Source organism: Variovorax sp. Soil_C_17 (assembly GCF_057657265.1).
In genome coordinates this window covers 162,922-188,130 of record NZ_JBDGIT010000007.1, presented here as the reverse complement: position 1 = coordinate 188,130, position 25,209 = coordinate 162,922, and the positions used below count along the sequence as shown (strand labels likewise).

The 25,209-nt window shown below is 68.3% G+C and carries 26 protein-coding genes; 19 read left to right on the top strand and 7 right to left on the bottom strand.

What is annotated here, in order from left to right; genetic code table 11:
- Position 1: 1 nt before the first annotated feature.
- The 7 genes from fliL to fliF form a co-directional block, all read right to left on the bottom strand.
- Entirely contained in the window at positions 2-493 is a 492-nt protein-coding gene (gene fliL / locus AC3A6Y_RS27235; protein ID WP_487871366.1) for a flagellar basal body-associated protein FliL, read from the bottom strand.
- A gap of 99 nt (positions 494-592) precedes the next feature.
- Positions 593-1,960: a flagellar hook-length control protein FliK gene (locus AC3A6Y_RS27230; protein ID WP_487871365.1), complete on the bottom strand. Its 1,368-nt coding sequence runs from the start codon at positions 1,958-1,960 to the stop codon at positions 593-595.
- Positions 1,961-1,980: 20 nt separating this feature from the next.
- Positions 1,981-2,436 (bottom strand): flagellar export protein FliJ, encoded by a 456-nt coding sequence (gene fliJ, locus AC3A6Y_RS27225; RefSeq protein WP_487871364.1) that lies wholly within the window; start codon positions 2,434-2,436, stop codon positions 1,981-1,983.
- A 20-nt stretch (positions 2,437-2,456) separates the two neighbouring features.
- Positions 2,457-3,860 carry a flagellar protein export ATPase FliI gene (fliI, locus tag AC3A6Y_RS27220; RefSeq protein WP_487871363.1) on the bottom strand — a complete coding sequence of 468 codons (1,404 nt, stop codon included), beginning with the start codon at positions 3,858-3,860 and terminating at the stop codon, positions 2,457-2,459.
- A complete protein-coding gene (gene fliH / locus AC3A6Y_RS27215) occupies positions 3,860-4,630 on the bottom strand; it encodes a flagellar assembly protein FliH (RefSeq protein WP_487871362.1) in 771 nt (256 codons plus the stop codon). The genes fliI and fliH overlap by 1 nt, the downstream gene beginning before the upstream one ends.
- Positions 4,631-4,632: 2 nt before the next feature.
- Positions 4,633-5,628, bottom strand: a complete 996-nt coding sequence (gene fliG / locus AC3A6Y_RS27210) for a flagellar motor switch protein FliG (protein WP_487871361.1) — start codon at positions 5,626-5,628, stop codon at positions 4,633-4,635.
- A gap of 190 nt (positions 5,629-5,818) precedes the next feature.
- Positions 5,819-7,516: a flagellar basal-body MS-ring/collar protein FliF gene (fliF, locus tag AC3A6Y_RS27205; protein ID WP_487871360.1), complete on the bottom strand. Its 1,698-nt coding sequence runs from the start codon at positions 7,514-7,516 to the stop codon at positions 5,819-5,821.
- Positions 7,517-7,873: 357 nt separating this feature from the next.
- Here fliF and fliE point away from each other — a divergent pair, with 357 nt between their 5' ends.
- The 19 genes from fliE (at position 7,874) to AC3A6Y_RS27110 (ending at position 25,124) form a co-directional block, all read left to right on the top strand.
- Entirely contained in the window at positions 7,874-8,197 is a 324-nt protein-coding gene (gene fliE / locus AC3A6Y_RS27200; RefSeq protein WP_487871359.1) for a flagellar hook-basal body complex protein FliE, read from the top strand.
- Positions 8,198-8,374: 177 nt separating this feature from the next.
- Positions 8,375-9,700 (top strand): FliC/FljB family flagellin, encoded by a 1,326-nt coding sequence (locus AC3A6Y_RS27195; protein WP_487871358.1) that lies wholly within the window; start codon positions 8,375-8,377, stop codon positions 9,698-9,700.
- Between the two features lie 119 nt (positions 9,701-9,819).
- Positions 9,820-11,262, top strand: coding sequence for a flagellar filament capping protein FliD (gene fliD / locus AC3A6Y_RS27190; protein WP_487871357.1), 1,443 nt, complete (start codon positions 9,820-9,822; stop codon positions 11,260-11,262).
- 27 nt (positions 11,263-11,289) lie between these two features.
- Entirely contained in the window at positions 11,290-11,712 is a 423-nt protein-coding gene (gene fliS / locus AC3A6Y_RS27185; protein WP_487871356.1) for a flagellar export chaperone FliS, read from the top strand.
- 23 nt (positions 11,713-11,735) lie between these two features.
- Positions 11,736-12,065 carry a flagellar protein FliT gene (locus AC3A6Y_RS27180; protein WP_487871355.1) on the top strand — a complete coding sequence of 110 codons (330 nt, stop codon included), beginning with the start codon at positions 11,736-11,738 and terminating at the stop codon, positions 12,063-12,065.
- Between the two features lie 27 nt (positions 12,066-12,092).
- A complete protein-coding gene (gene fliK, locus AC3A6Y_RS27175; RefSeq protein WP_487871354.1) occupies positions 12,093-13,004 on the top strand; it encodes a flagellar hook-length control protein FliK in 912 nt (303 codons plus the stop codon).
- Positions 13,001-13,297 carry an EscU/YscU/HrcU family type III secretion system export apparatus switch protein gene (locus AC3A6Y_RS27170; RefSeq protein ID WP_487871353.1) on the top strand — a complete coding sequence of 99 codons (297 nt, stop codon included), beginning with the start codon at positions 13,001-13,003 and terminating at the stop codon, positions 13,295-13,297. Before fliK ends, AC3A6Y_RS27170 begins: the two co-directional genes overlap by 4 nt.
- Positions 13,298-13,582: 285 nt before the next feature.
- Positions 13,583-13,921 carry a flagellar transcriptional regulator FlhD gene (flhD, locus tag AC3A6Y_RS27165; RefSeq protein ID WP_487871352.1) on the top strand — a complete coding sequence of 113 codons (339 nt, stop codon included), beginning with the start codon at positions 13,583-13,585 and terminating at the stop codon, positions 13,919-13,921.
- Positions 13,918-14,628, top strand: coding sequence for a flagellar transcriptional regulator FlhC (gene flhC, locus AC3A6Y_RS27160; protein WP_487871351.1), 711 nt, complete (start codon positions 13,918-13,920; stop codon positions 14,626-14,628). Before flhD ends, flhC begins: the two co-directional genes overlap by 4 nt.
- Positions 14,629-14,673: 45 nt before the next feature.
- Positions 14,674-15,534, top strand: a complete 861-nt coding sequence (motA, locus tag AC3A6Y_RS27155) for a flagellar motor stator protein MotA (RefSeq protein WP_487871350.1) — start codon at positions 14,674-14,676, stop codon at positions 15,532-15,534.
- A gap of 18 nt (positions 15,535-15,552) precedes the next feature.
- On the top strand, positions 15,553-16,494 hold the full coding sequence (motB, locus tag AC3A6Y_RS27150; protein ID WP_487871349.1) for a flagellar motor protein MotB: 942 nt from the start codon (positions 15,553-15,555) through the stop codon (positions 16,492-16,494).
- 33 nt (positions 16,495-16,527) lie between these two features.
- Positions 16,528-18,564, top strand: a complete 2,037-nt coding sequence (gene cheA, locus AC3A6Y_RS27145; RefSeq protein WP_487871348.1) for a chemotaxis protein CheA — start codon at positions 16,528-16,530, stop codon at positions 18,562-18,564.
- A 19-nt stretch (positions 18,565-18,583) separates the two neighbouring features.
- The gene (locus AC3A6Y_RS27140; protein WP_487871347.1) at positions 18,584-19,891 is read left to right on the top strand and encodes an EAL and HDOD domain-containing protein; all 1,308 of its coding nucleotides are present in this window, start codon (positions 18,584-18,586) and stop codon (positions 19,889-19,891) included.
- Positions 19,892-19,951: 60 nt separating this feature from the next.
- Complete coding sequence (locus tag AC3A6Y_RS27135; protein ID WP_487871346.1) at positions 19,952-20,809, top strand: CheR family methyltransferase; 858 nt, start codon at positions 19,952-19,954, stop codon at positions 20,807-20,809.
- Entirely contained in the window at positions 20,806-21,420 is a 615-nt protein-coding gene (cheD, locus tag AC3A6Y_RS27130; protein ID WP_487871345.1) for a chemoreceptor glutamine deamidase CheD, read from the top strand. The genes AC3A6Y_RS27135 and cheD overlap by 4 nt, the downstream gene beginning before the upstream one ends.
- On the top strand, positions 21,417-22,493 hold the full coding sequence (locus AC3A6Y_RS27125; RefSeq protein ID WP_487871344.1) for a protein-glutamate methylesterase/protein-glutamine glutaminase: 1,077 nt from the start codon (positions 21,417-21,419) through the stop codon (positions 22,491-22,493). Before cheD ends, AC3A6Y_RS27125 begins: the two co-directional genes overlap by 4 nt.
- Positions 22,494-22,532: 39 nt before the next feature.
- Positions 22,533-22,931, top strand: a complete 399-nt coding sequence (gene cheY / locus AC3A6Y_RS27120; RefSeq protein ID WP_487845634.1) for a chemotaxis response regulator CheY — start codon at positions 22,533-22,535, stop codon at positions 22,929-22,931.
- A 1-nt stretch (position 22,932) separates the two neighbouring features.
- Positions 22,933-23,571: a protein phosphatase CheZ gene (gene cheZ / locus AC3A6Y_RS27115; RefSeq protein WP_487871343.1), complete on the top strand. Its 639-nt coding sequence runs from the start codon at positions 22,933-22,935 to the stop codon at positions 23,569-23,571.
- Between the two features lie 224 nt (positions 23,572-23,795).
- Positions 23,796-25,124, top strand: a complete 1,329-nt coding sequence (locus AC3A6Y_RS27110) for a hypothetical protein (protein ID WP_487871342.1) — start codon at positions 23,796-23,798, stop codon at positions 25,122-25,124.
- Positions 25,125-25,209: the final 85 nt, after the last annotated feature.

Genomic DNA, 25,209 nt, shown 5'->3' with positions numbered 1-25,209 from the left:
GTCACTGCACCACGAAGGTGTTGAAGGAAACGCCGGCGATCGCCTGCGGCGGCGCGCCGGGGGAGAGCGGCCGGTTGAGCTCGGTGCGGATCTCCTCGGCGAGCCGGGCCTTGTCCTGCGTGGACAGCAGCGTCTCGGGCTGGCGGTTCGACAGCAGCAGCAGCAGGCGGCTGCGCAGCTCGGGCATGAACTCGACCAGCTGCGCCTTGGCCGGCTCGTCGTTCACCTTGAGCGCCATGCCGATGTGCAGGAAGCGGCTGCGGCCCTCGGACTGCACATTGACCGTGAGCGGCTCGAGGGTCACGAAGATCGGCTTGGGCGTGGCCTTGGGCATCGCGGCGGCCGGCGCTTCCTGCGCGAACAGGCTGCTGCGGCTCAATGCATAGCCGCCGCCGGCCAGCGCGGCCAGGCTGGTCGCGACCAGCAGGCCGATCATCAGCTTCGAGGAGCGCGGCGCCGCGGCTGCGGAGGGGAGGGAGGTACTGGTGGCCATGAAAAGCAGCGTTGGGTGGGTCTTATTTTTGGTGGATGCGCGGTGAAACGAAGCCCCGATCAAGCGGGGGAAAAGGCCTCAGATCGGGCGTTTCGTCGTTCAGGCGAAGGTGTCGACGCCGGTGTTGCGCGGCGCCGTTGCTCGTGCAGGCAGAGATGCGATGGCCGCTTCGCCGCGTGCGGCCCCCGGGTGGCTCGCGCCGTTCGCGGACGCGGGCCGGCGCTGCTGCTCCTGCTGCTGGGCGAAGCCGCCCGCGCCGGCCCAGGGCCGCGACTCGGCGCCGACCGAGGTCTGGCCCAGGCTGATGCCCTGCTCGGCCAGCGTGCTGCGCAGCTGCGGCAGCGCCGCCTCGACCGCCTTGCGCACCGACTCGTGCGAGGAGACGAACATGGCCTGCGCCTGGTTGTCGCCGACGCTGAGGGTGATCTTGAGGGGGCCCAGGCCGGCCGGGTTGAGGTTGAGCTCGGCCACCTGCTGGCCGCCGGCGCTCATGCGCAGCATCTGTTGGCCCAGCGCAGGGCCCCATTCGGCGCTGCCCACGGGCGGGGAGAGGGTGGGTGCGGGGGCAGGGCTGGCCACGGGCTGCGCGCGGTCGAGTGCGGGCTGCATCGGGGAGGCCGTTGCGAAGACGGTGGGGGACGCCGCGTTCGCGGAGGCGGCCTGGGTGTCGGTCGCGGCTGCGGGGAGGGCGGCTGGCGCTTCGGCGGGCTCGGCATCGTCGGCGGCGAGCGCGCTCGCAGGCGCGGCCTTCGCATCGGTGGCGGCGGCAACCGTTGCGGTGCCGGCGGCCGGCGTCTTGGCGGATGGCCGCGGGCCGGCCGGCGGCGCCGCCGACGCGGCGGCGGGGGCGGGTTGCGCGGTGGCCTCGGCACTCGCGGCGGACGCGAGCGTCGCCGGCAGCACCAAGCCCTCGTCAGCGGATGCGGCAGAGGCGCCGGCGGTCGTGGTCGTGTCCACGGCCCGGCCGGCGGCCGGTGCCTTGGCGTCCTGGCCCGCACCTTCGTCCGTGGCGGGGAGCCCATCGGCCGCGCCGGTCATGCCGGTGCCGGATGCGGCCGCAGGCGTCGCGGCGAGCGATGCGTCCTTCGGCACGGCCACGTCGGTCGCGGGCAGCGCCGTCGCGCCCGTTCCGCTGCCGCCGGCCGCGGGCGTCGCGGCGGCGGCCGGTGCCGTGACCAAGGTCTGCGCCGCGAACAGCGCGATGCTCAACAGCTCGGAGCCCGGCTCGTCTTTCCTGCCGAGGTGGCGGCCCGGCCTCTGCGGCGAGGCCGCGGCTTCTTCGGCGCTGGCCGCATCCGCGCCGTCACGTGCGTCGCGTGCGTGGCGCGCGCCGGCGCGCGAGCGCTCCAGCACCGCGCCGAAGCTGGGCGCGCCCTCGTCGCCGCCCACGCGACCGCGCGAGCCGGAAGCGGCGGCCGGCTGCGCCGGACTTGCGGTGAGGGCTGCGGAAGGAATGAAGGTGGGCATGGCGGTTCCTGGGGGAAGGATCAGAAATTCGGTTGGACCGCGCGGTCGATGAACTTGCGTGCCGCGCGCTCGTCGCTGTCGCGCTGCTCGCGCTTGGCCTGCGCGGCCAGTTCCTGGCGGCGCAGGCGATCGGCCAGCGTGTCGAAGGAGTTGAGCCGCCGCGCCTGGTGCTGCCAGTCGCCGCGGCCGCGGTCCAGCCGCAGCCCGGCCTGCCTGGCGATGGCGCGCTGCTGCTCGATGGCGCCGTCCAGCGTGCTCAGGAAGTTGTTGAAGTTGCGCCACTGCGAGGCGGGCAGGCCGTGCGCCATCAGCGTTTGCAGCTGCTGCGCATAGTCGTGCCGGTACTGCAGCAGCAGGTCCAGCTTCTGGTGCGCACTGACCTGTGCGCTCTGCAGCAGGCCCAGGCGGCGAGCCGCCTCCTCCTTCTGCGTGCGGGCCAGCTCCTGCAGGGTGTCGAGGGGAAGCTTCCTGGGCATGGTGACTCCTTGGAGGTCGGCTACGCGAAGACGCCGGCCATGCGCGCCACCGAGGCCGCATAGTCGGTACGCTCCTCCATCCCTTGCTGGAGAAAGGCTTCCAGCTTGGGGTAGAGGGCGATGGCCTGGTCGAGCTGCAGGTCGTGGCCGGCGGCGTAGGCGCCGACGCTGATCAGGTCGCGGTTGCGCTGGTAGCGCGACAGCATCTGCTTGAAGCGGCGCACCGTGTCGAACTGCGCCGGCGGGATCAGCGCCGTCATCGCGCGGCTGATCGAGGCCTCGATGTCGATGGCCGGGTAGTGGCCGGACTCGGCGAGCTGGCGCGAGAGCACCACGTGGCCGTCGAGGATGGCGCGCGCCGAGTCGGCGATCGGGTCCTGCTGGTCGTCGCCTTCGGAGAGCACGGTGTAGAAGGCGGTGATCGAGCCGCCGCGGCCCTGCGCATCGCGCGCGCCGTTGCCCGCGCGCTCGACCAGCGCCGGCAGCTTGGCGAAGACCGACGGCGGATAGCCCTTGGTGGCGGGCGGCTCGCCCACTGCGAGCGCGATCTCGCGCTGCGCCATCGCGTAGCGAGTGAGCGAATCCATGATCAGCAGCACGTCCTTGCCGCGGTCGCGGAAGTACTCGGCCAGGCAGGTCGCATAGGCCGCGCCCTGCAGGCGCAGCAGCGGCGAGTTGTCGGCGGGGGCGGCGACCACCACGGCCCGCGCCAGGCCTTCCTCGCCCAGCGTGTTCTCGATGAAGTCCTTGACCTCGCGGCCGCGCTCGCCGATCAGGCCGACCACGATCACCTCGGCGCTGGTGTAGCGCGCCATCATGCCGAGCAGCACGCTCTTGCCCACGCCGGAGCCGGCGAACAGGCCCATGCGCTGGCCGCGGCCCACGGTGAGCATCGCGTTGATTGCGCGCACGCCGGTGTCGAGCACCGAGTCGATGGGGGCGCGGGTCAGCGGATTGATGGGCGGGGCGCTGAGCGGCACCTTGCGGGCGATGTCCAGCGGGCCCAGCCCGTCGAGCGGCCGGCCGACCGCATCGACCACGCGGCCCAGCATGCCTTCGCCCACCGGCAGGCGCTTGGTGTGGGTGTCGCCGCCGCCGTCGGCCGTGCCGGGGCGCGAGAACACGCGCGCGCCGGGCAAGAGGCCGGCCACCTCGGTTTGCGGCATCAGGAACAGGCGGTCGCCGGCGAAGCCGACCACTTCGGCCTCGGCATGGCGCTGCGGATAGCCGGGCGGCAGTTCGATCAGGCAGTCGCTGCCCACGGGCAGCTGCAGGCCGACGGCTTCCAGCACCAGGCCGACGGCGCGCGTGAGGCGGCCGGAGTGGGTGACGGTGGCCGCGGTGCGGTTGACGTCGACGCGCGCCTGCGTGAGGGTGGCGAGCCAGGACTGCAGGTGCGGGTTGGCGGCGGTCGCGGTCGGCATCAGAGCTCCGCGGTGCCGATGTCGCGGGTGAGCGCCGCGGTCACGCTCTTCCAGCGGGTTTCGAGGCTGGCATCCATCTCTCCGCTCGCGGACTGCACGCGGCAGCCGCCGCGCGCCAGCGTGTCGTCGGCGCGCACCTGCCAGCCGGCCACCTGCAGCTCGTTGCCCAGGCTGTTCTTCACCAGCGCGACGTCGTCGGGATGCAGCAGCAGGCGCGGCTCGCCTTGCAGCGCGGGCTCGGCATGCAGCAGGTCCTGCACCAGCGGCAGCACCCATTCGGGCTCGGCGCGCAGCGTGCGGTGCACCACCTGGCGCGCCACGTCGAGCGCCAGCGCGAGGATGGCGTCGGCCAGTTCGCTTTCCGCGCGGCGCAGCGCCGCCGGCAGGCTGGCGGCCAGCGCCAGCAGCTGCTCGGCATGCGCACTGGCGGCGGCAAGGCCGGAGGCCAGGCCTTCCGCGTGGCCGTCCGCACGGCCCTGGGCCAGGCCTTCACGCTGCCCTTCGGCCCGGCCCTGGGCACGCGCTTCGAGGCGCAGCCGGGAGAGCTCGTTGTCGCGAGCCAGCGCCTCGGGGTCCACGCGGGGAACGACCGGCGATGGCCCGTTGTCGCGCGGCGCATGCTCGTGCTCCAGCGTGCCCATTTCCCAGCGCTGCCAGGCCGACAGCACCGGCTTGGCGGCAGGCCTGGGCGCCGCAGGCGGGCGCGCGGGCGCATAGGCCGTCGCCAGGCGTGCGCCGGAACCGAAAGCAGCGTTCTTGTGCAGGGTCATGATCAGACGAAGTCGTCCGTGCCGGGCGCGGCGATCACGACTTCGCCCGCATCGGCAAGGCGGCGCACCACTTGCAGGATGGCCTTCTGCTCGGCTTCGACCTGCGACACCCGCACCGGGCCGCGCAGCTCGATGTCCTCGCGCAGCGTCTCGGCGGCGCGCTGCGACATGTTCTTGAGGAACTTGTCGCGCAGCTCCTGCGTCGAGCCCTTGAGCGCGACGATGAGCGATTCGGACTCCACGTCCTTGAGCAGGCGCTGGATGAAGCGGTCCTCCAGGTCCAGCAGGTTCTCGAAGACGAACATCTCCTCGACGATGCGTTGCGCCAGCCCCTCGTCGTGCTCGCGCACATGGGCGATCGCCTCTTCCTCCTGCGCGGTGCTCATGAGGTTGACGATCTCGGCCGCGGTGCGCACCCCGCCCAGGCGGCTGCGCTTGAGGCCCTCGCCCGAGAGCATCTCGGTCAGCACGTCGGTCAGCTCGGCCAGCGCCGCGGGCTGCACGCCGCCGAAGGTGGCCACCCGCATGATCACGTCGTGGCGCAGGCGCACCGGCAGCTTCTCCAGCACCTCGGAGGCCTTCTTGCGGTCCAGGTGGATCAGCAGCGTGGCGAGGATCTGCGGATGCTCGTCGCGGATCAGCTCCACCACCTCGCCGGCCTCCAGGTCGTTGAGGCGCTCGATGCCGCCATGCGGCTCGTCGGGCTGCAGGATGTCCTCCAGCAGGTTGCTGGCGCGGTCGTCGCCCAGCGCCTTGCGCAGCACCGCGCGGATGTAGCTGCCCGAGCCCAGGTGCAGGGCGGAGAGCTGCTCGGTCTCCAGGCGGAACTCCGAGAGCACGGCAGCCAGCTCTTCCTTCGACACCTGGCTCAGCTTGGCCATCGCGGCGCCCAGGGCCTGCACCTCGGTGGTGGGCAGGTGGTGCAGCGTGGCGGCGGCGCGGTCCTCGCCGAGGGACATCAGGAGGATGGCGGCCTTGCGGGTACCGGCTTCGCTCATACGCCAAGCTCCTTGTGCTGCACTGCGGGGTTCGCTCGAGGGAGGGACGGGTGGCACATCGTGGTCGTTCTTGCGGAGAGCGTTGCGCTGGGTGTCAGGCCGGAGCCGGGATGTCGCCCCGGCAGGCGAGTCACTTTCCTTTGCGTCGCCGGCAAGGAAGAAAGCAAGAGAGCCTCGCGTCGTGTGTCGCTCATGGGTTCATCCAATGCTTGATCAAGGTGGCCACGAGCCGCGGATCCTGCTCGGCGGTCTGCTGCACGTAGTCGAGATCGGCCTGCCGGCGCTCGGCTTCGCGCTGCAGTGCGCTCAGCTGCGCGGCGCTCTTCTCATCGTCCGGATCGGCGACGACCGCAGCCGCCGGTGCCGCTTCGGGCATCGCCGAAGGCGGCGGCGCCAGGTGCTTGCGCAGCAGCGGCCGCAGCACGGCGAACCAGGCGAACAGGGCCAGCACGCCCAGCAGCAGGTACTGGCCGATCCGCTTGGCCAGCTCGATGTTGTCGCGGTCCTTCCAGATCGGCACCTCGGCCTGCGGCTCGTCCCGGCCATCGCGGGCGAAGGCGCTGTTGAGCACGTTGAGCGAGTCGCCGCGCTCCTGGCTGTAGCCCATGGCTTCCTTCACCAGGTTGCGGATCTGCTCGACCTCGGCCGGCGCCAGCGCGCGGGCCTTGCCGTCGGCGCCGGCCAGGTTGTTCACCACCACCGCCACCGACAGGCGCTTGATGGCGCCGGCGCCCTGTTGCACATGGCGAATCGAGCGGTCGAGCTCGTAGTTGGTGGTGGTGTCCTTGCGCGAGTTGCTCGGGCCGGCCGGTGCGGTGCTGGTGGTGGCCGTGGTGGTGGCGGCGGCGCCCGGCACGATGGCGCCGTTGGCGCCGTTGGCCGGGCGCGGCGCGTTGATCGGCGCGCTGGGATTCGTCGGCGGCTGGTTCGACAGCGCGCCGGGCACGCCGCCCGGCGGGGTGGCGCCCAGCTGGTTCGACTCGCTGGACTGCACGCTGCGGACCGCGGCGTTGCGCGGGTCCTGGTTGGGCGCGAACTTCTCCTCGGTGCGCTCGACCACCGAGAAGTCGATGTCGGCCGCCACCTGGGCGCGCACATTGCTCGCGCCGAGGATGGGCTGCAGGATCGCCTCGATGCGGCGGATGTAGCCCTGCTCGATCTCCTGCGCGTACTTGAGCTGGCTGACGTCCAGGCCGCGCGCGCCGGCGTTGGCGGCCGACAGCAGGTTGCCGCGCTGGTCGACCACCGTCACGCTCTTGGGGTCCAGCTCCGGCACGCTGCTGGAGATCATGTGGACGATGGCGCTGACCTGGCCTTCGTCGATGCCGCGGCCGCGGTGCAGGCTCAGCACCACGGAGGCGGAAGGCTTCTTCTGCTCGCGCACGAAGAGCGAAGGCTTGGGCAGCGCCAGGTGCACGCGGGCCGACTCGACCGTGCCGATCGATTCGATCGAGCGGGCCAGCTCGCCCTCGAGGCCGCGCTGGTAGTTGACCTGCTCGGCGAACTGGCTGGTGCCGAACTTCTGGTTGTCCATCAGCTCGAAGCCCACGCCGCCGCCCTTGGGCAGGCCCTGGGCCGCGAGCTTGAGGCGCACTTCGGGCACCTTGTCGGCGGCGATCAGGATCGCGCTGCCGCCCTCGGCGAACCTGTAGGGCACGTTCATCTGCGCCAGCGAGGCGATGATCGCGCCGCCGTCGCGGTCCGAGACGTTGGTGTAGAGCACCTTGTAGTCGGGTGCGCGGCTCCACAGCATGAAGGCCGCCGCGACCGCGACCAGCGCGGCGGCGCCCACGATCAGCGGCAGCTTGGGCTGGGCGCGCAGCCGTTCCAGGAGCGGCTGGGGTGCCGCCGCCGGCATGGCGCCCGCGGATGGCGCTGCCGAGCTCATCGGAGAGCCTCCGTGCTGCGCATTGCGGGGCGAGCCCCTTCAAACGGCCGGGCGGGGCTCATGCGTGCGCTCCGGTCACGGCCGGCCGGTCCGGGCGGGCGGCGGTCATGGGGAGCGGGTGAAGTCGTCGAGGAGGAGTCATGCCGTTGAAGTCGCGAGCAGCCTTTTTGTTTCGCGATCGATTCTCGGCAGCGCCCGCGAATTCGATTGGTCGAACAGCCGGGGTTTTTGCCGTCAGTTGGGCGCTTCTCTTTCAGGGGGCTGCTGTTAGGCTGAAAACACGCGGGAGGGCCATGGCGCTCCTGCAGCAGTGCCGGGCAACGCCGGCATCTTCCAGAAATCAAGAAAAGGGTCTTCATGTCCGTTTCCGCCATCGAATCCGTCCTGCAGCAGATGCGGGCGACCGCGCTCCAATCCGGCATCGCGCCGCGCCCCGCCGCCGCAGAGCCGGCGGCACAGGGGGGCTTCGCCGCCGAGCTCCGGCGCTCGCTCGAAGGGATCAACACCGCGCAGACCAAGGCCTACGGCCAGGCCGAGGCCTTCGAGCTCGGGCGCCCCGGCGTGGCGCTCAACGATGTGATGGTCGACCTGCAGAAGGCCAACGTGGCCTTCCAGACCGGGCTGCAGGTGCGCAACCGGCTGGTCGCCGCCTACCAGGAAGTGATGAGCCTGCCGGCCTGACGGGTCCTGTGGGTGGTGGAACGGGCGGGGTGCGCATCTTTTTCGTGCAGGCCCCTAAAGCTTTGAAAAGCCCCGCCGATAACTTCAACAACGATGGCTTGAGTCTCACGGTGGGAGCGGGTCCAGCGTTGCGGCCGGAGGGCCGGATTCCACAACCTTTGTCTACAGGAGTTTGAAATGGCGCAAGTCATCAACACCAACAGTCTCTCCCTGCTCACGCAGAACAACCTCAACGCGTCCCAGTCGTCGTTGAACACGGCCATCCAGCGACTGTCGTCCGGCCTGCGCATCAACAGCGCCAAGGACGACGCCGCCGGCCAGGCCATCGCCAACCGCTTCACGGCCAACATCAAGGGCCTGACGCAAGCCCAGCGCAACGCCAACGACGGCATCTCGCTGGCGCAGACGACGGAAGGCGCGCTGAAGGAAGTCAACAACAACCTGCAGCGCGTGCGCGAACTGTCGGTGCAGGCCGCCAACGGCAGCAACTCGGCCAGCGACCTGAAGTCGATCCAGGACGAAATCAACCAGCGTCTCTCCGAGATCGACCGCGTTTCCGCGCAGACCGACTTCAACGGAGTGAAGGTGCTCTCCGGCAACAACAAGCTGTCCGTGCAAGTCGGCGCGAACGACGGCGAGACCATCGACATCGACCTCAAGAAGATCGATTCCAACTCGCTGGACCTGAGCGGCTTCTCGATCTCGAAGAAGGCCCTGAGCGTCGGCGCCGCCGAGCTGACCGTCGATCCGGGCACGGGTGCTCCCAACGCCACCGACCTGAGCGCCGCCGCAACGGCCCTGTCGACCGCCACCGGCAAGACCGTGGGCGCCGGCGACCTGTCGCTGCACAACGTGAAGGACGCCGCCGGCGCCGCCACCGACCAGTACGTGGTGAAGTTCGGCGACGACTTCTACGCGGCGTCGGTGGACTCCGCCAGCGGCGCGGTGGACATCAACACCGTCGACGTCGACTTCGCCGATGCGGCCAACGGCATCGTGACCGGCTCGCCCGTCACGCTGACGGCGCAGCTGGTCAAGGTCGGTGCCGACGCTGCCGGCGCGGCCCAGGCCTATGTCACCGTGCAGGGCAAGAACTTCACGGTCAACAACGACTCCCTGGTCGACGCCGACAGCACGACCGTCACGCAAGGCACGCCGGCCGGCGCGCCGATCGAGCTCAGCAGCGCCGGTGGCGTGACCGCCACCGCCGAGTTCGCCGGTGCCTCGACGGTCGACCCCATGAAGAAGCTGGACGCCGCGCTCAAGATGGTCGACGACCTGCGCAGCTCGCTGGGTGCGGTGCAGAACCGCTTCGACTCCACGATCTCGAACCTCGGCACCACGGTGACCAACCTGTCTTCCTCGCGCTCGCGCATCGAAGACGCCGACTACGCGACCGAAGTGTCGAACATGACCCGCGCTCAGATCCTGCAGCAGGCCGGTACCTCGGTGCTGGCGCAGGCCAACCAGACCACGCAAGGCGTGCTGTCGCTGCTGCGCTGATCGAAGAGAACGCAACGCAGGCCTCCCGGGTGCGAGCCCGGCAGCGCCTGCGCTGTCCCCTGCGGCCTGGGACTCGTCCAGGCCGCAGCGGACAGCGAAGCAAGAAGGAACACGCATTCATGGCATCGATCAGCAGCCTGGGCATCGGCTCCAACCTGGACCTGAGCACCCTGCTTTCCAACCTCCAGACCGCGGAAAGCCAGCCGCTGGTGCAACTGCAGCAGCGCCAGGTGAGCTACACGAGCAAGCTGTCGGCCTACGGCCAGTTGCAGAGCGCGCTCAACACCCTGCAGACGGCGGCCAAGAAGCTGGGCGAACCCGCGTTCTTCCAGGGCGTGAAGGCCGCCGCCGGCGCTGCCGACGTGCTCTCGGCCAGCGCCGGCGCGACGGCCGCGCCCGGCACGTACAGCATCAACGTCACCCAGCTCGCGCAGGCGCAGTCGGTGGTGGCGGCCGGCCAGGCCAGCGCCAAGACGGCGATCGGCAGCGGCACCCTCACCATCGATTTCGGGACCATCGCGGGGGGCACCTACGACGCCGTCACGGGCAAGTACAGCGGCGCGAGCTTCACTCCGGATGCGAGCCGCACGGCCAAGACCATCACCATCGATGCGGGCAACAACACGCTCGAGGGCATCCGCGATGCGGTCAACCAGGCCAAGGCGGGCGTCACCGCCAGCATCGTGAACGACGGCAGCGGCACGCCCAACCGCCTGGTGCTGACCTCGACCGAGACCGGCAAGATCTCGAGCATGCGCATCGCCGTCGCCGGCGACGCGGCACTGTCGAACCTGCTGGCCCAGGACCCGGCCGGCACGCAGAACCTTCAGCAGACGATCCCGGCGCAGAACGCCGAGCTCGCCGTCAACGGCATCGCGGTCACGAGCGCGAGCAACACGGTGAAGGAATCGATCCAGGGCGTGACGCTGAACGTGCTGAAGCTCGGCACCAGCAGCCTGAACGTGGCGCGCGACACAGGCAGCGTCGAGAGCGCGGTCAACGATTTCGTCAAGGCCTACAACGCGCTGCAGACCACCGCGGGGAACTTGACCGCCTTCAACGCCGACAGCAAGACAGGCGCGGCCCTGATGGGCGACTCGACCCTGCGCAACATCCAGGTCGGCATCCGCCAGGTGCTGACCTCGCCGCAGAGCGGCGGCGCGATGGAGACGCTGTCGGAGATCGGCGTGGGCTTCCAGAAGGACGGCACGATGAGCGTCGATGCCGACAAGCTCAAGAGCGCGCTGGCCACCAACCTGGACGGCGTGGCCGGCCTGTTCTCGAGCGCCGGCGGCAGCACGGCGGGCTACGGCAGGCAGTTGAGCGCGCTGGTGGACAAGGTCACCGGCACCGGCGGCGCCCTCAAGGTCGCCACCGACGGCATGAACAAGTCGTTGAAAGACCTCGACGAGCAGTACGACGCGATGCAGGCGCGCGTGGACGCCAAGGTGGAGCATTACCGCGCGCAGTTCACCCAGCTGGACCTGCTGGTCAGCCGGATGAACAGCACCAGCAGCTATCTCACGCAGCAGTTCGCCAGCATGTCGAACGGCAGCAAGTAAGCCCAGGCCCCAAGCAGCGAGCAAGCCATGTACACCCCCCACACCCATCGGTCCGGCGCCGGCGCCTATGCGCGGCTCGGCGTGGAAACGCAGGCAATGAGCGCCTCGCCGCACCAGCTCATCTGCATGCTGTTCGACGGCGCCGCCACGGCCATCGGCATGGCCCGCCACCACATGGCGGGCGGCGACATCGCGGCCAAGGGAAAGGCGATCTCCAAGGCGATCGCGATCGTGGACAACGGGCTGAAGGCAGGCCTGGACGCAAAGGCGGCCGGCCCCGAGGGCGCCGAGCTGGTGGGCCGGCTTTCCTCGCTGTACGACTACGTGATCCGCCGCCTGCTGCAGGCCAACCTGCACGACGACCCGCGCGCGCTCGACGAGGCCGAAGCCCTGCTGGAGAACGTGGCGTCGGCCTGGCGCGAGATCGATGGCGCCGGCGCCGGGCACTGAACGAAGAGAACGAAAGAAAAATGATGGCAGCCAGGAGCGAAGTCGTCCATTGCTATGCCCAACTCGCCTCGATCGTGTCGCTGATGGCGGCGCTGGCGCGCAGGAAGGAGTGGGACCGGCTTCCCGAACTCGAGGCGCAATGCGCGGCGGTGATCGATCGCTTGCGGATCGCCACGCCGCTGGAGTCGCTGGACCCGTTGCAGACCGCGGAGGCGCAGCGCTTGCTGCAGCGCATCCGCGCCGACCAGCAGGTGGTGAGCGATCTGGTCAAGCCGCAGCTCGCGCACCTGGTGGCCACCATGGCCGATCTGCAGAAGCGCAACGAGCTCGACAAGGCCTACGGACCCCCATGAGGCGCCATTGCGCGACATGACCCCGGCATGAACAAGCTCGGCGTCCCGGACAACGCACTGCTTGCCGCGAAGCTCGCGCCGCGGCTGGAGCTGGTCGCGTTGCAGCAGGGGCAGGTCGCGACCGACGCGGCCCCCGGGCCCGTGGTCCAGGTCGCTCCGGTCGCCAACGATGTCCGCCTGCCTTCCCACCTCGCGCTCGAGCGGCAGCTGCCGGCGGGCGTGCCCGCTGCCCCGGCACAGGGCGAGGCGGCGTCCGCGGCGCCCGGCGCGGCCCGGCTGTCCGCGGCGGCGCGGGTGATCGGCGCGCTGCTGGCGGAACTGCCGGACGCGGGGCCGGTGCGCGCAACGCTGCCGATGTGGCCCGCGGCGCAGAAGCCGCCCGTGGGCGCCGCGCTGGCCGGCGCGCTGGCGCAAGCGGTGGATCGCAGCGGGCTCTTCTACGAATCGCATCTGGTCCGGTTCGCCGCGGGTGCGCGCACGCTGGCGCGGATGGCGCAGGAGCCGCAGGCGCATCTGGCGCCGGCCGAAGGCGAACTGATCCATCCGCAGACCGCCACCGTGGTGCACCAGCAGCTCGACCTGCTGGCCACTGCGATGTTCCGTTGGACCGGCCAGGCCTGGCCCCTGGCCCCGATGGACTGGTCGATCCAGGAGGAGGGCGCCCGCCAGGGCGATGCCGCGCAGGAGCAGGCGCCGCGGCGCTGGAGCACCACCTTGTCTCTGGAACTGCCGCGCCTGGGGGCGGTGGAACTTCGCCTGTCGATCGCCGGCACCGAGGTCCGGGCGCATTTGGTGGCGAGCGAAGCCGCCACCGCGGGGCGCATGCGTTCCAAGGGGGCAGCGCTCGAGGAGCGCTTCGAGGCGGCCGGTCTCCGGCTGCAAGCCCTGCAGGTCGGCGAGCGGGCCGGCGAAGCGGCGGACGCCGGAGAAGCTCGTTGATCCAGGCTGGCGAAGACCGCCCGAGCGCGGTGGCGCTGTCCTACCCGGACCAGCACCGTGCCCCGATCGTCGTGGCCAAGGGCTACGGCGTGGCGGCGGAATCGATCATGCGCGAGGCGCGCGAGAACGGGCTGTACGTCCATGCCTCGCCCGACCTGGTGCGTCTGTTGATGCAGGTCGATCTGGACCGGCAGATCCCGCCCGAGCTCTACCTCGCGGTGGCGGAGGTGATGGCCTGGATCCATGGGCTGGAGCAGGACGAGGCGGCCATCGTCACGCGCAATTCGAGGTGATCGCCAATTAATACTTTTGTTGCTCCAGCTGCGATCGGCCAATTCCCGAAACCGAAAAGCTAATACTTTTTTCTATGGAATAGGAACGACGCCGTCTTTATGAAGATACATGAGTTCTTCTTACCTCTGCGGAGCCCCGTGTTCCCCTGTAGGACGGGTCGTACATTTTCCGTAATTTATTCCTCACTTCGACGGACAGAAATCGACAAAGGTTACAAATCATAAGCGGCCTGCATACACTCGACGCATTGATAAAACGGAGCGCAAGTGGAAATGGATAAGACGATGAATGGGGCAACCGGCGACATTTCGAGAGAAATCGGCGACATCAATCTTGCCTACATGCTGCTGGCTCAGAAGCTCGTCAAGCACGACCGGGCGGCCGCGATGCTGAAGCTCGGCGTGAGCCGCGAATTGGCCGACATGCTGGCCGGCATGTCGCTCTCCCAGATCCTCAAGCTGGCGGCTTCCAACTTCCTTCTGTGCAGCTTCCGCATCGACGACCATCCTTCGATGTCGGCCGTCGTCGGCGAAGAAAAGGACACGACGCTCCAGCAAGCGCACATGTCGATCCTGATGTCAGCCCGCCGGCTGCAGATGCGCGAAGCCGGCGCCGCCGCATGAGCGGCACCCGGTCGCAGGGAGGCGTTCGCAACGGGGCCGCAGGCGAAGGGAGTTCGGCAAGTGCGTCCGGCGCGGGCCGGACGCAGAAGAGCGTGCTGCGCGAAGTGCGCGAGGTTCAGCTGGCCATCGAGCTGATCGAGCTCGGTGCCCGGCTGCAGTTCCTGGAAGCCGAGGTGGACCTGAGCCGCGAGCGCCTGATTCGCCTCTACAAGGAACTCAAAGGCGTCTCGCCGCCCAAGGGATTGCTGCCTTTTTCCACGGATTGGTACATGACGTGGCTGGCCAATATCCATTCGTCGATGTTTTACAACATGTATCAATTCATGTTGACGCACGCGGACGAGAGCGGATTGCAGGCCTTGATCAAGAGTTATCGCCTTTATTCCGAGCAAATCGAATCGCAAGGCGGCGAAATCGTGCTGGATTTCACACGTGCCTACACGATGGTGCGTTTTTTCGACAGCGACATGCTGCAGCTGAGCACCTGTTGCCGCTGCGGCGGCCGCTTCGTCGCGCACGCCCACGACAGCAAGAACGGCTATGTGTGCGTGCTGTGCCGCCCGCCTTCGCGCGCCGGCAAGGTCCGCGGCGCGAAACGCGCGGCCGCCGGCGCCTCGAGCGAAACAGCCCTTCAGAAACCCGCCTCTCCTGCCGATAACACGGAGGTAGCGCCCATCGAACAGGGCCTGCAGACGGCCCTGCCCTGAAGGCAGGCACTGAGTTCGATGCCCTGACAGGCAAAGGGGAAGCGCGTGCTGGTTCTGGTTGGCTATCTGGTCGTGGTAGGGGCCGTCTTCGGCGGCTATGCCTTGATGGGCGGCCACTTCGGCGTGCTGTTCCAGCCGGTGGAGCTGCTGATGATCGGCGGCGCCGCGCTCGGCGCCTTCATTGCCGGCAACAACGGCAAGACCATCAAGGCCACCATCAAGGAGCTGCCGCTGCTGCTGCGTTCCTCCAAGCACAACCGGCAGCTCTACATGGACCTGCTGGCCCTGCTCTACGAGCTGCTGGCCAAGGCGCGCAAGGAAGGGATGATGAAGCTGGAGGGCGACGTCGAGGCCCCGGCCTCGAGCGAGATCTTTGCGCGCTATCCCGACATCCTGAGCGACCCCCACATGATGGAGTTTCTCTGCGACTACCTGCGCCTGGTGATCAGCGGCAATACCGACGCCTTCGAGATCGAGGCGCTGATGGACCATGAGATCGAGACCATCAAGCACGAGGCCGAGGTGCCCAGCCACAGCCTCTCGCGCATTGCCGACGCGCTGCCCGCGCTGGGCATCGTGGCCGCGGTGATGGGCGTGGTGCATGCGCTGGGCTCGGCCGACCTGCCGCCTGCGGAGATGGGCGCGCTGATCGCGCATGCCATGGTCGGCACCTTCCTCGGCGTGCTGCTGGCCTACGGCTTCGTGTCGCCGCTGGCCTCGCTGATCGAGCAGAAGGTGGCCGAGGGCATGAAGATGTACCAGTGCGCCAAGGTCACGCTGCTGGCCAGCCTCAACGGCTATGCGCCGCAACTGGCGGTGGAGTTCGGCCGCAAGGTGCTGTTCTCCACCGAGCGGCCCACCTTCACGGAGCTCGACAGCCATGTGCGCGAAGTCAAGTCTCGATGAGACGGCGGGGGCAGGGACATGAGCGCAGACAAGGGACGCATCGTCGTCAAGCGCGTCGCCGGTGACGGCGGCGGCGGGCACCACGGCGGCGGCTGGAAGATCGCCTACGCCGACTTCATGACGGCCATGATGGCCTTCTTCCTCGTGATGTGGCTGCTGTCCAATGCCTCGCCCAGGCAGCGCGAAGGCATCGCGGAGCATTTTCGGATGCCGCTGAAAGTCGCGATCAACGGCGGCGAGAAGAGCAGTACCAGCACCAGCGTCATTCCCGGCGGCGGCATGGACCCGACGACGCGCGTCGACGGCGAGGTCCGCCTGGCCCAGGCCGACGTGGAGGACGCGGCCGACGCGGACCGCCTGGCCAGCATGAAGAAGCGGCTGGACGACCTGATCGAGAGCAACCCGGTCTTCAAGCAGTTCCGCCCGCAGATCCTGATCGACATCACGACCGAAGGCCTGCGCCTGCAGATCGTGGACAACGAGAACCGCCCGATGTTCGACCTGGCCAGCGCCCGGCTGCTGCCGCACGTGCGCGGCATCCTGCGCGAGATCGGGCCGGTGCTCGACGAGCTGCCCAACAAGATCACGCTGTCGGGCCACACCGACGCCATCGTCTACACCAACGGCGACCGCTCCTACGGCAACTGGGAACTGTCGGCCGACCGGGCCAACGCCTCGCGGCGCGAGCTGGTGATGGGCGGCATGGCCGAGGCCAAGGTGCTGCGCGTGGTCGGGCTCGCCGACAGCATGCACCTGGACAAGGCCGAGCCGCGCAACCCGATCAACCGCCGCATCAGCATCATCGTGCTCAACCAGCGCACGCAGCAGCAGATCGAGCGCGAGAACAGCGGCGACGCAGCCGGCGGAGCGACCCGCGCCGGCCGCCTGCCGCGGCCCGCGCCGCTGCCGGTCGACAACGTCAAGGTGACGGCCTACAAGGCCCCGCCGCCGGCGAACTAACCCGGCCCGAAGAAGCCGGAAAACGGAGCACTCATGGACCTCAGTCAATTCACACAAGCATTCTTCGTCGAAGCGGTCGAGCTGCTGGCCGAGATGGAGCAGCTGCTGCTCGAGCTCGACGTCGCCTCGCCCGATGCCGAGCAGCTCAACGCCATCTTCCGCGCCGCGCACTCGATCAAGGGCGGCGCGGCCACCTTCGGCTTCACCGCCCTGACCGACACCACGCACCTGCTGGAGACCCTTTTGGACCGTGCGCGCCATGGCCAGCTGAGCCTGAGCGCTCCGATGATCGATGCCTTTTTGGAAACGAAGGACGCCTTGCAAGAACAACTGACGGCCTACCAGGCGGGCAAAGAACCGGAGCCTGAGAGGGTGGCGCACATCTGCGCCGTGCTGCAACAACTGGCGCTGGAGAACGGCGCCGCCGAAGGCGCGCAGGCGCACACGCCTGCGCCTGCAGCGGCCCCGGTGGCGGCCAAGCCCGCGCCCGCCGAGCCCATGCCGGCAGGTGCACTGCGCGTGCGCTTCTCGCGCCTGTCGGACAGCGAGTGCGACCTGCTCGCCGACGAACTCGGCAACCTCGGCACGCTGCTGTCGCGCACGCGCGCCGGCGACCAGCTCACCGTGATGCTCGAGACCACCTGCAGCCCCGACGACATCGTTGCCGTGTGCTGCTTCGTCATCGACGAATCGCAGATCGAGATCACGCAGATCACGCGCGAAGCGGCCGCGCCCGACGCCGAGGCCCGAGTCGCCGAAGCCCCGGCCGCTGCTGCCGCGGAGATCGTGCAGGCCGCAGCCCCCAAGCCGGCGCCCGGCACGGGCGCGCCGGCGGCGGCGAGCGCCAAGGAGTCGAGCTCGATTCGCGTCGACGTGGAGAAGGTCGACCAGCTCATCAACCTGGTGGGCGAACTGGTGATCACGCAGTCGATGCTGACCCAGGCCGCCACCATGCTCGACCCCGTGGCCTACGAGCGCTTCCTGAGCGGCCTCGGCCACCTGGAGCGCAATGCGCGCGACCTGCAGGAGTCGGTGATGTCCATCCGCATGATGCCGATGGACTACGTCTTCAGCCGCTTCCCGCGCGTGATCCGCGACGTCAGCGCCAAGCTGGGCAAGCAGGTGCGCCTCGACACCTACGGCAAGGAGACGGAGCTCGACAAGGGCCTGATCGAGCGCATCGTGGACCCGCTCACGCATCTGGTGCGCAACAGCCTTGACCATGGCATCGAGACCCCCGAGCAGCGCCTGGCCAAGGGCAAGGACGCGACCGGCCAGCTGCTGCTGTCGGCGCAGCACCACGGCGGCAACATCGTGATCGAGGTCAGCGACGACGGCGCCGGCCTGCACCGCGGCAAGATCCTCGCCAAGGCCCGCCAGCAGGGCCTGGCCGTGAGCGACAGCATGCCCGACGACGAGGTGTGGCAGCTGATCTTCGCGCCCGGCTTCTCCACCGCCGAGCAGGTCACCGACATCTCCGGGCGCGGCGTCGGCATGGACGTGGTCAAGCGCAACATCCAGGAGATGGGCGGCCACGTCGAGATCAGCTCGCGCGAAGGCCGCGGCACCACCACCCGCATCGTGCTGCCGCTGACGCTCGCCATCCTCAACGGCATGTCGGTCAAGGTCGGCGACGAGGCCTACATCCTGCCGCTGAGCTACGTCATCGAGTCGCTGCAGCCGCTGGCGGAGCACCTGCACTCGATCACCGCCGACGGCCACGTGATCAAGGTGCGCGGCGAATACCTGCCGCTGATCGAGCTGCACCGCGTGTTCGACGTGGCCGGCGCGCAGACCCAGCCGACGCAGGGCATCCTGGTGATCGTGCAGGCCGACGACGCGCGCTTCGCGCTGCTGGTGGACGAGCTGCTGGGCCAGCACCAGGTGGTGGTGAAGAACCTCGAGACCAACTACCGCAAGGTGCCCGGCATCTCGGCCGCCACCATCCTGGGCGACGGCAGCGTGGCCTTCATCATCGACGTCGGCGCCATGCCGCGCATCCAGCGGGCCCAGGCGATCGGCGCCGCCGCGCTGGCGGGCGCCTCCAGGATCGATGCCATCACGGCCTGAGAGCACGGGAGACCCACGCATGCGCTTCGACTTCTTCCGTCGCCGGGAATTCGGCGGCAGCGACACGCCCGTCCAGGCGCCCGCCGCCAATGAACCGGACGCCGGCGGCTACGTGACCTACGCCCAGCTGCTCGACGCGGGCAAGCGCGTCATGGGCTACCGGCTCGCGTGGCGCCCGGCCTCGCCGGACAACGCGGCGGATGCCGTCGCGCAGTTCAAGGCGCTCATGAGCTGCGCCGGCAAGCATCTCAACGACCCCAAGGCCGGTTGGGCGCTGGGGCGCACCCTGCTGTTCGTCGACGTCACGGCCGAGTCGGTCGTGGCCGGCGAGCTGCAGCTCCTGCCGGCCGAGAACGTCGTGCTGTGCGTGGGGCTGGACCTGCTCATGAACGAGGAGCTGCGGCCCATCGTGCTCTTCTTGCGCGAGCAGGGCTTCCACTTCATGCTCTGCGGCGCCGATGCGCTGCCGCAGGACGAGGCGCTGCGCGGCCTCGTGACCCACTTCGACGTGGGCGCGGGCGACCGCGCGCTGGTGGAGCGGCTGCGCGCCGAGGCCCAGCCGGGCCGGCCACCGCTGCAGCTGATCGTCACCCGCATGAATGAATGGGGGGACTTCGATGCCGCCGCCGCGCAGCATCTGGAGGTGTTCGTCGACGGGCCCCGGCTGCGGCCCGGCGAGGACGATGCGCCCCGGCAGGGCGAACTGCAGCCCGCGTCGATGCTGATCGTGCAGCTGATGCAGATGATCCAGCGCAACCAGGACGTGCGCGAGATCGAGGCCGTGCTCAAGCGCGACGCGGCGCTGACCTACCGCTTGCTGCGCTACATCAACTCGCCGGCCATCGGCGCCGGCGTCGAGATCCATTCGATGCGCCACGCGGTGACGATGCTCGGCTATGCGCCGCTGTTCCGCTGGCTCTCGGTGCTGCTGGCCATGAGCAATGCCAAGGCCAGTCCCCCCTTCATGATGAAGAAGGCCGTCATGCGCGGGCGCTTCGTCGAGCTGATGGGCAAGGGGATGCTGCCCGCCTCGGATGCCGACAACCTCTTCGTGGTCGGCATGTTCTCGCTGATCGACCGGCTGCTCGGCGTCCCCATGCGGGAGGTCCTGGGCCAGGTGCAGCTCAGCGAGGCCGTGCACCAGGCCATCCTCGCGCGCGAGGGTGCCTACGGGCCATTCCTCGCGCTGGCCGAGAGCTGCGAGGAAGACGGCGTGCGCGCCGCGAGCCTGGCGGAGGCGCTTTTCATGAGCGCCGACCAGGTCAACGCCGCGCACCTGTCGGCCCTCGCCTGGGCGCAGGATCTCGGCCCCGCCGATCCGGCCTGAGGCAACCCGAGATGCAAGGCTTTTGCGCACTTGATCGAGGCATTGGAAAAGGCGAGCGCCATGTACATTGAAAGCCAGCCATCGGCTGCGACCGTGAACTCCGAATTCCATTTCACCGACCACGACTTCGCGAAGATCCGCACGCTGATCCATCGGCGCGCGGGCATCGCCCTGGGCGAGCAGAAGCGCCAGATGGTCTACAGCCGCCTGTCGCGCCGTCTGCGCGAGCTGCGCATGCCGGAGTTCTCGCGCTACCTCGACATGCTGGAATCCAGCCACGACGGCGAGGAGTGGCAGGCCTTCATCAATTCGCTGACCACCAACCTGACCTCCTTCTTCCGCGAGGCGCACCATTTCCCGGTGCTGGCCGAGCATGCGAAGCGCAGCAAGCAGCCGGTCACCGTGTGGTGCGCCGCGGCTTCCACCGGCGAAGAGCCGTACTCGATCGCCATCACGCTGGTCGAGGCCCTGGGCGAGCGCGCCTCCACGGCCCGCGTGATTGCGACCGACATCGACACGGCGGTGCTGGCCAAGGCCTCGGCCGGCGTCTTCACGCTGGAGCAGGTCAAGGGCCTGCCGGCCGAGCGGCTGCGGCGCTTCTTCAACAAGGGCACGGGCGCCAACGCCGGCAAGGTGCGCGTGCGGCCCGAGCTCGCGGCCATGATCAGGTTCGAGCGCCTCAACCTGCTCGACCCGGTGTGGCCCGTGAAGGAGCCGGTGGACGCGATCTTCTGCCGCAACGTGATGATCTACTTCGACAAGCCCACGCAGAAGCGCATCCTCGACCGGTTCGAGCCGCTGCTCAAGCCCGGCGCACTGCTGTTCGCGGGGCATTCGGAGAATGCCTCGCTGGTCAGCCCGAACTTCAAGGCGATCGGGCAGACGGTGTACGAAGTGAACCGCAAGGCGCGACCATGAGCGCTGCGGTTCCGGGATCGGTCGCCAGCCACCACTACTTCGACCGCGACTTCGACCGCATGGCCGTCAAGCTCCTGCCGTCCGAGTACTACGTCACCGCCGCCGATACCGTGATGACCACCGTGCTGGGCTCGTGCGTCGCGGCCTGCCTGGTCGACCGCGATGCCGGCGTGGCGGGCATGAACCACTTCATGCTGCCGGAGGATGGCGAGCCGGGCAGCACCCGCGGCCAGGCCGAGTCGATGCGCTACGGCGCCTATGCGATGGACGTGCTGATCCGCGAGCTGCTGCGCGCCGGCGCGCGGCGCGACCGGCTGCAGGCCAAGGTCTTCGGCGGCGCTGCCGTGCTCGCCAACATGACCACGCTGAACATCGGCGACCGCAATGCCGACTTCGTGCTGCGCTACCTCGAGACCGAGCGCATCGCCGTCGCCGCGCAGGACCTGCGCGGCCCGCACGCGCGCCGCGTCTGCCTGCTGCCGCACAGCGGCAAGGCCGTGGTGCGCAAGCTGCGCGCCCAGGGCGAGGTGCAGTCGGTCCAGCGCGAGGAGGGCGAGCTGCTGCGCCGGCTCGCCATCGCCAACAAGAACAAGGGCAAGTGCCTGTCATGAAGAAGATCAAGGTCCTGTGCGTCGACGATTCGGCGCTGATCCGCAGCGTGATGACCGAGCTCATCAACAGCCAGAGCGACATGACGGTGGTGGGCACCGCCGCCGACCCGCTGGTGGCGCGCGACCTGATCAAGCAGACCCACCCGGACGTGCTGACGCTGGACGTCGAGATGCCGCGCATGGACGGCCTGGAGTTCCTGGAGAAGCTGATGCGCCTGCGGCCGATGCCGGTGGTGATGGTGTCCTCGCTGACCGAGCGCGGCTCCGAGATCGCGCTGCGTGCGCTGGAGCTGGGCGCGATCGACTTCGTCACCAAGCCGAAGCTGGGCGTGCGCGACGGGCTGATTCAGTACACCGAGCTCATCGCCGGCAAGATCCGCGCGGCGGCGCAGGCGCGGCTGCTGCCGGCCCGGCCCGCCGCCACGAGAGCGACGGCCGAGAGCGCGCAGGAGCCGATGCTGCGCAGCCCGCTCTTGTCCACCGAGAAGCTGATCATCATCGGCGCTTCCACCGGCGGCACCGAGGCCATCCGCGAAGTGCTGCAGCCGCTGCCGCCGGACGCTCCGGCCGTGCTGATCGCGCAGCACATGCCGCCCGGCTTCACGCGCTCCTTCGCGCAGCGGCTGGACGGGCTGTGCCGCATCCATGTGAAAGAGGCCGAGCAGGGCGAGCGCGTGCTGCCGGGCTATGCCTACATCGCGCCCGGCGGCTATCACCTGGCGCTGGGCCGCAGCGGCGCCAACTACGTGGCCCAGCTCAACCAGGAGCCGCTGGTGAACCGCCACCGGCCTTCGATCGACGTGCTGTTCGACTCGGCGGCGCGGCATGCGGGCAAGAACGCGATCGGGATGATCCTCACCGGCATGGGCCGCGACGGCGCCGAGGGCCTGTTGCGCATGAAGCAGGCGGGCGCCCACACGCTGTCGCAGGACGAGGCGAGCTGCGTCGTCTACGGCATGCCGCGCGAGGCCGTGCTGCTCGGCGCCGTGGACGAGGTGGCGCCCCTGAACGAAATGAGCCGCCGCGTGCTCGCGCACCTGCGCACCTTCGGCGAACGCACCAATCGGGTGTGACGCCGCACTTGAATCCGAACCATCGAAGCTGGAGAAACCGTGATCGACAAGAGCATCAAGATTTTGGTCGTGGATGACTTCCCGACCATGCGCCGCATCGTGCGCAACCTGTTGAAGGAGCTGGAGTTCCTCAACGTCGACGAGGCCGAGGACGGTGCCGCCGGTATCGAGAAGCTGCGCGGCGGCGACTTCGGCTTCGTGGTGTCGGACTGGAACATGCCCAACATGGACGGCCTGACCATGCTGAAGACCATCCGCGCCGATCCCGAGCTGGCCAAGCTGCCGGTCCTGATGGTCACGGCCGAGGCGAAGAAGGAAAACATCATCGCCGCGGCGCAGGCCGGCGCCAATGGCTATGTGGTCAAGCCCTTCACGGCGGCCACGCTCGAAGAGAAGCTCAACAAGATCTTCGAGAAGTTGCAAAAAGAGGCTGCCTGACATGAGCGCCAACACACAGGGCAACACGCACGACGAACTGCTGGGCCGCATCGGCCAGCTGACGCGCCAGCTGCGCGAGGGCATGCGCGAGCTGGGCCTGGACAAGCAGGTCGAGCGCGCCGCGCAGGCCATCCCCGATGCGCGCGACCGCCTCAGCTACGTGGCCACCATGACCGAGCGGGCAGCGCATCGCGCGCTCAACGCCATCGACGTCGCGCAGCCGATGCAGGAGGCGCTGTCGAACGGTGCCAAGAGCCTGAGCGGGCGCTGGGACCAATGGTTCGCCGACCCCATCGAGCTGGACCAGGCGCGCGAGCTGGTGATGGACACGCGCGGCTACCTGCAGCAGGTGCCCGAGCGCGCCAGCGCCATCAACTCGCAGCTGATGGAAATCATGATGGCGCAGGACTTCCAGGACCTCACGGGCCAGGTCATCAAGAAGATGATGGACGTGGTCAACGAGGTCGAGACGCAGCTGCTGCAGGTGCTGATCGACAACTCGCCGATGGAGAAGCGGCCGGAGCTCGCCGTCGTGCAGGGCAACGGCCTGATGAACGGGCCGCAGATCAAGGCTGACAATCCGGAGGCGGTGACGGATCAGGCGCAGGTGGATGATTTGCTGGAGAGTCTGGGGTTCTGAGCCGTGCAGGGGCTGTTGTTGCAGCGAACGCCCAAGCTGGAGGGCAATCCGCTCCCGCAGATCCAGGTCGACAATCCCGAGGCGGTGAAGGACTGGTCGCAGGGTGTCATCTGCGGGAGAGCCTGAGCTTCCAGAGGGAGCATCGTCTGCCGGTCTCTGCGAACGGGACCGGCACCGGGAACCAGGCACTGCCGCACGTTACCCAGTGGCAACGGAAGTTTCCAATGAAACCTGTTGCCCTCCATCTCCAATCTGTCCATTCCTCGCGAAATCCCTTGCGCCCCAACGTCGAGAGCGACCTGTCGCTCTATGACTCCGACCATTGGGATGAGGTTGCACAAGACATCAAGCGCGAATGCCGGCCCACCAGGCTGAAGACCCTTTACGGGATCAACCAAGTCATCTACGAGTTGATTTCCTCCAATGAAAAGCTGTCGACGCAACTCAATCTGCACAACGCGCTTCAGATGAGTTACGGATTGCTCGACGCAGAGGTGCAGGACTATCGCGACATGGAAGAGTTGGAGCGGAGATTCATCAACTTCGCATCAACGACCCTCAAGCAGCTCCAGAAGCTTGAGGGCAGCGGCTCGGACAAGCTGTCTCGGCTTGACGCCTATGGCGGCGAAGTGGGGAACGCCATATTCGGAATGGCTACCATGGGCTTGACGGTGCCGGTACTCACGTCCTTTCTGGCGAGGTTCTCTCATCAGACGAAGGATCTGACGACGTATGAACACCGGCTCGAAGCCGTCACAGCGTTTCTCCATAGCTTTCTTGGATTGGCCGGAAAAGAAAGAGGAAGAATCGCGGAGATGACCGCCACGCCGGAGTTTGAGGAATTCGGACGCTTCGTGACAACTGGAAGATTGTCGGACCCCGTGAGCCGCGCGCCTGGCTGGAAGCCATGGAAAGCGATGATGATCGCCAAGATCGGGCAAGTTATTGCTCCGGCTTGGAACGAATCTTGTTCGCGCGGCGATGGAGATCCGTGGAACTTCCTACCTGTCTGCGGGCTCGTCGATCTGCACAAGCATGACATGTCCTTGCAGCTCCAAGGCGGAAGGGACAAGGTGGGGTGTCTCTTCTACCGCGGAAATAGTAATGCGAGAGCCTGTTTCAGATTCGAATGGTCGCCGCAGAAGGACATGACTCCATTCGCCAGCCCCATCGAGATAACTCGCATTGTTTGCGAGCATCCCCCGCGCAAGGCGAACCATGTGCTTGGGCAAGACTTTCTCGAGGTAATTCGCTGGACGCCAGACCCGCGGCAGCTCCAGGACAAGCTTGCATCGATTTTCTATGACTTCTCGCACACTTCGACCTTCGATCGCGGAAGCGCCTCCATCTGCGAGATGATGATCGAGGCAGTTGCCGCACTTCACGGCTACGCGGTTGCGTTCTCGCCTGAATGGATGTTGCCCGACCATCCCTCGGCCGATATGCAGGCGCTGTCGGAGTTCAACCGCGACAGCTTCATCGAAGCCGCGCGAACCCACATGCTCCTGAGCAAGCTCGACAAGGACAGGCGCGTGAGCAACAACCTTCTCTAAGCCCCAAGCAGGAGGGCAATCCGCCCCCTCATCAAGGGATTGCCCAGCGCTCCCAAATCCAATAATCAGCCACGACTCGGCGATG

Bases quoted from the DNA above. Each gene is read 5' to 3' on its own strand.
- fliL (WP_487871366.1), bottom strand. From the start codon at position 493: ATGGCCACCAGTACCTCCCTCCCCTCCGCAGCCGCGGCGCCGCGCTCC.
- AC3A6Y_RS27230 (WP_487871365.1), bottom strand. From the start codon at position 1,960: ATGCCCACCTTCATTCCTTCCGCAGCCCTCACCGCAAGTCCGGCGCAG.
- fliJ (WP_487871364.1), bottom strand. From the start codon at position 2,436: ATGCCCAGGAAGCTTCCCCTCGACACCCTGCAGGAGCTGGCCCGCACG.
- fliI (WP_487871363.1), bottom strand. From the start codon at position 3,860: ATGCCGACCGCGACCGCCGCCAACCCGCACCTGCAGTCCTGGCTCGCC.
- fliH (WP_487871362.1), bottom strand. From the start codon at position 4,630: ATGACCCTGCACAAGAACGCTGCTTTCGGTTCCGGCGCACGCCTGGCG.
- fliG (WP_487871361.1), bottom strand. From the start codon at position 5,628: ATGAGCGAAGCCGGTACCCGCAAGGCCGCCATCCTCCTGATGTCCCTC.
- fliF (WP_487871360.1), bottom strand. From the start codon at position 7,516: ATGAGCTCGGCAGCGCCATCCGCGGGCGCCATGCCGGCGGCGGCACCC.
- fliE (WP_487871359.1), top strand. From the start codon at position 7,874: ATGTCCGTTTCCGCCATCGAATCCGTCCTGCAGCAGATGCGGGCGACC.
- AC3A6Y_RS27195 (WP_487871358.1), top strand. From the start codon at position 8,375: ATGGCGCAAGTCATCAACACCAACAGTCTCTCCCTGCTCACGCAGAAC.
- fliD (WP_487871357.1), top strand. From the start codon at position 9,820: ATGGCATCGATCAGCAGCCTGGGCATCGGCTCCAACCTGGACCTGAGC.
- fliS (WP_487871356.1), top strand. From the start codon at position 11,290: ATGTACACCCCCCACACCCATCGGTCCGGCGCCGGCGCCTATGCGCGG.
- AC3A6Y_RS27180 (WP_487871355.1), top strand. From the start codon at position 11,736: ATGGCAGCCAGGAGCGAAGTCGTCCATTGCTATGCCCAACTCGCCTCG.
- fliK (WP_487871354.1), top strand. From the start codon at position 12,093: ATGAACAAGCTCGGCGTCCCGGACAACGCACTGCTTGCCGCGAAGCTC.
- flhD (WP_487871352.1), top strand. From the start codon at position 13,583: ATGAATGGGGCAACCGGCGACATTTCGAGAGAAATCGGCGACATCAAT.
- flhC (WP_487871351.1), top strand. From the start codon at position 13,918: ATGAGCGGCACCCGGTCGCAGGGAGGCGTTCGCAACGGGGCCGCAGGC.
- motB (WP_487871349.1), top strand. From the start codon at position 15,553: ATGAGCGCAGACAAGGGACGCATCGTCGTCAAGCGCGTCGCCGGTGAC.
- cheA (WP_487871348.1), top strand. From the start codon at position 16,528: ATGGACCTCAGTCAATTCACACAAGCATTCTTCGTCGAAGCGGTCGAG.
- AC3A6Y_RS27140 (WP_487871347.1), top strand. From the start codon at position 18,584: ATGCGCTTCGACTTCTTCCGTCGCCGGGAATTCGGCGGCAGCGACACG.
- AC3A6Y_RS27135 (WP_487871346.1), top strand. From the start codon at position 19,952: ATGTACATTGAAAGCCAGCCATCGGCTGCGACCGTGAACTCCGAATTC.
- cheD (WP_487871345.1), top strand. From the start codon at position 20,806: ATGAGCGCTGCGGTTCCGGGATCGGTCGCCAGCCACCACTACTTCGAC.
- AC3A6Y_RS27125 (WP_487871344.1), top strand. From the start codon at position 21,417: ATGAAGAAGATCAAGGTCCTGTGCGTCGACGATTCGGCGCTGATCCGC.
- cheZ (WP_487871343.1), top strand. From the start codon at position 22,933: ATGAGCGCCAACACACAGGGCAACACGCACGACGAACTGCTGGGCCGC.
- AC3A6Y_RS27110 (WP_487871342.1), top strand. From the start codon at position 23,796: ATGAAACCTGTTGCCCTCCATCTCCAATCTGTCCATTCCTCGCGAAAT.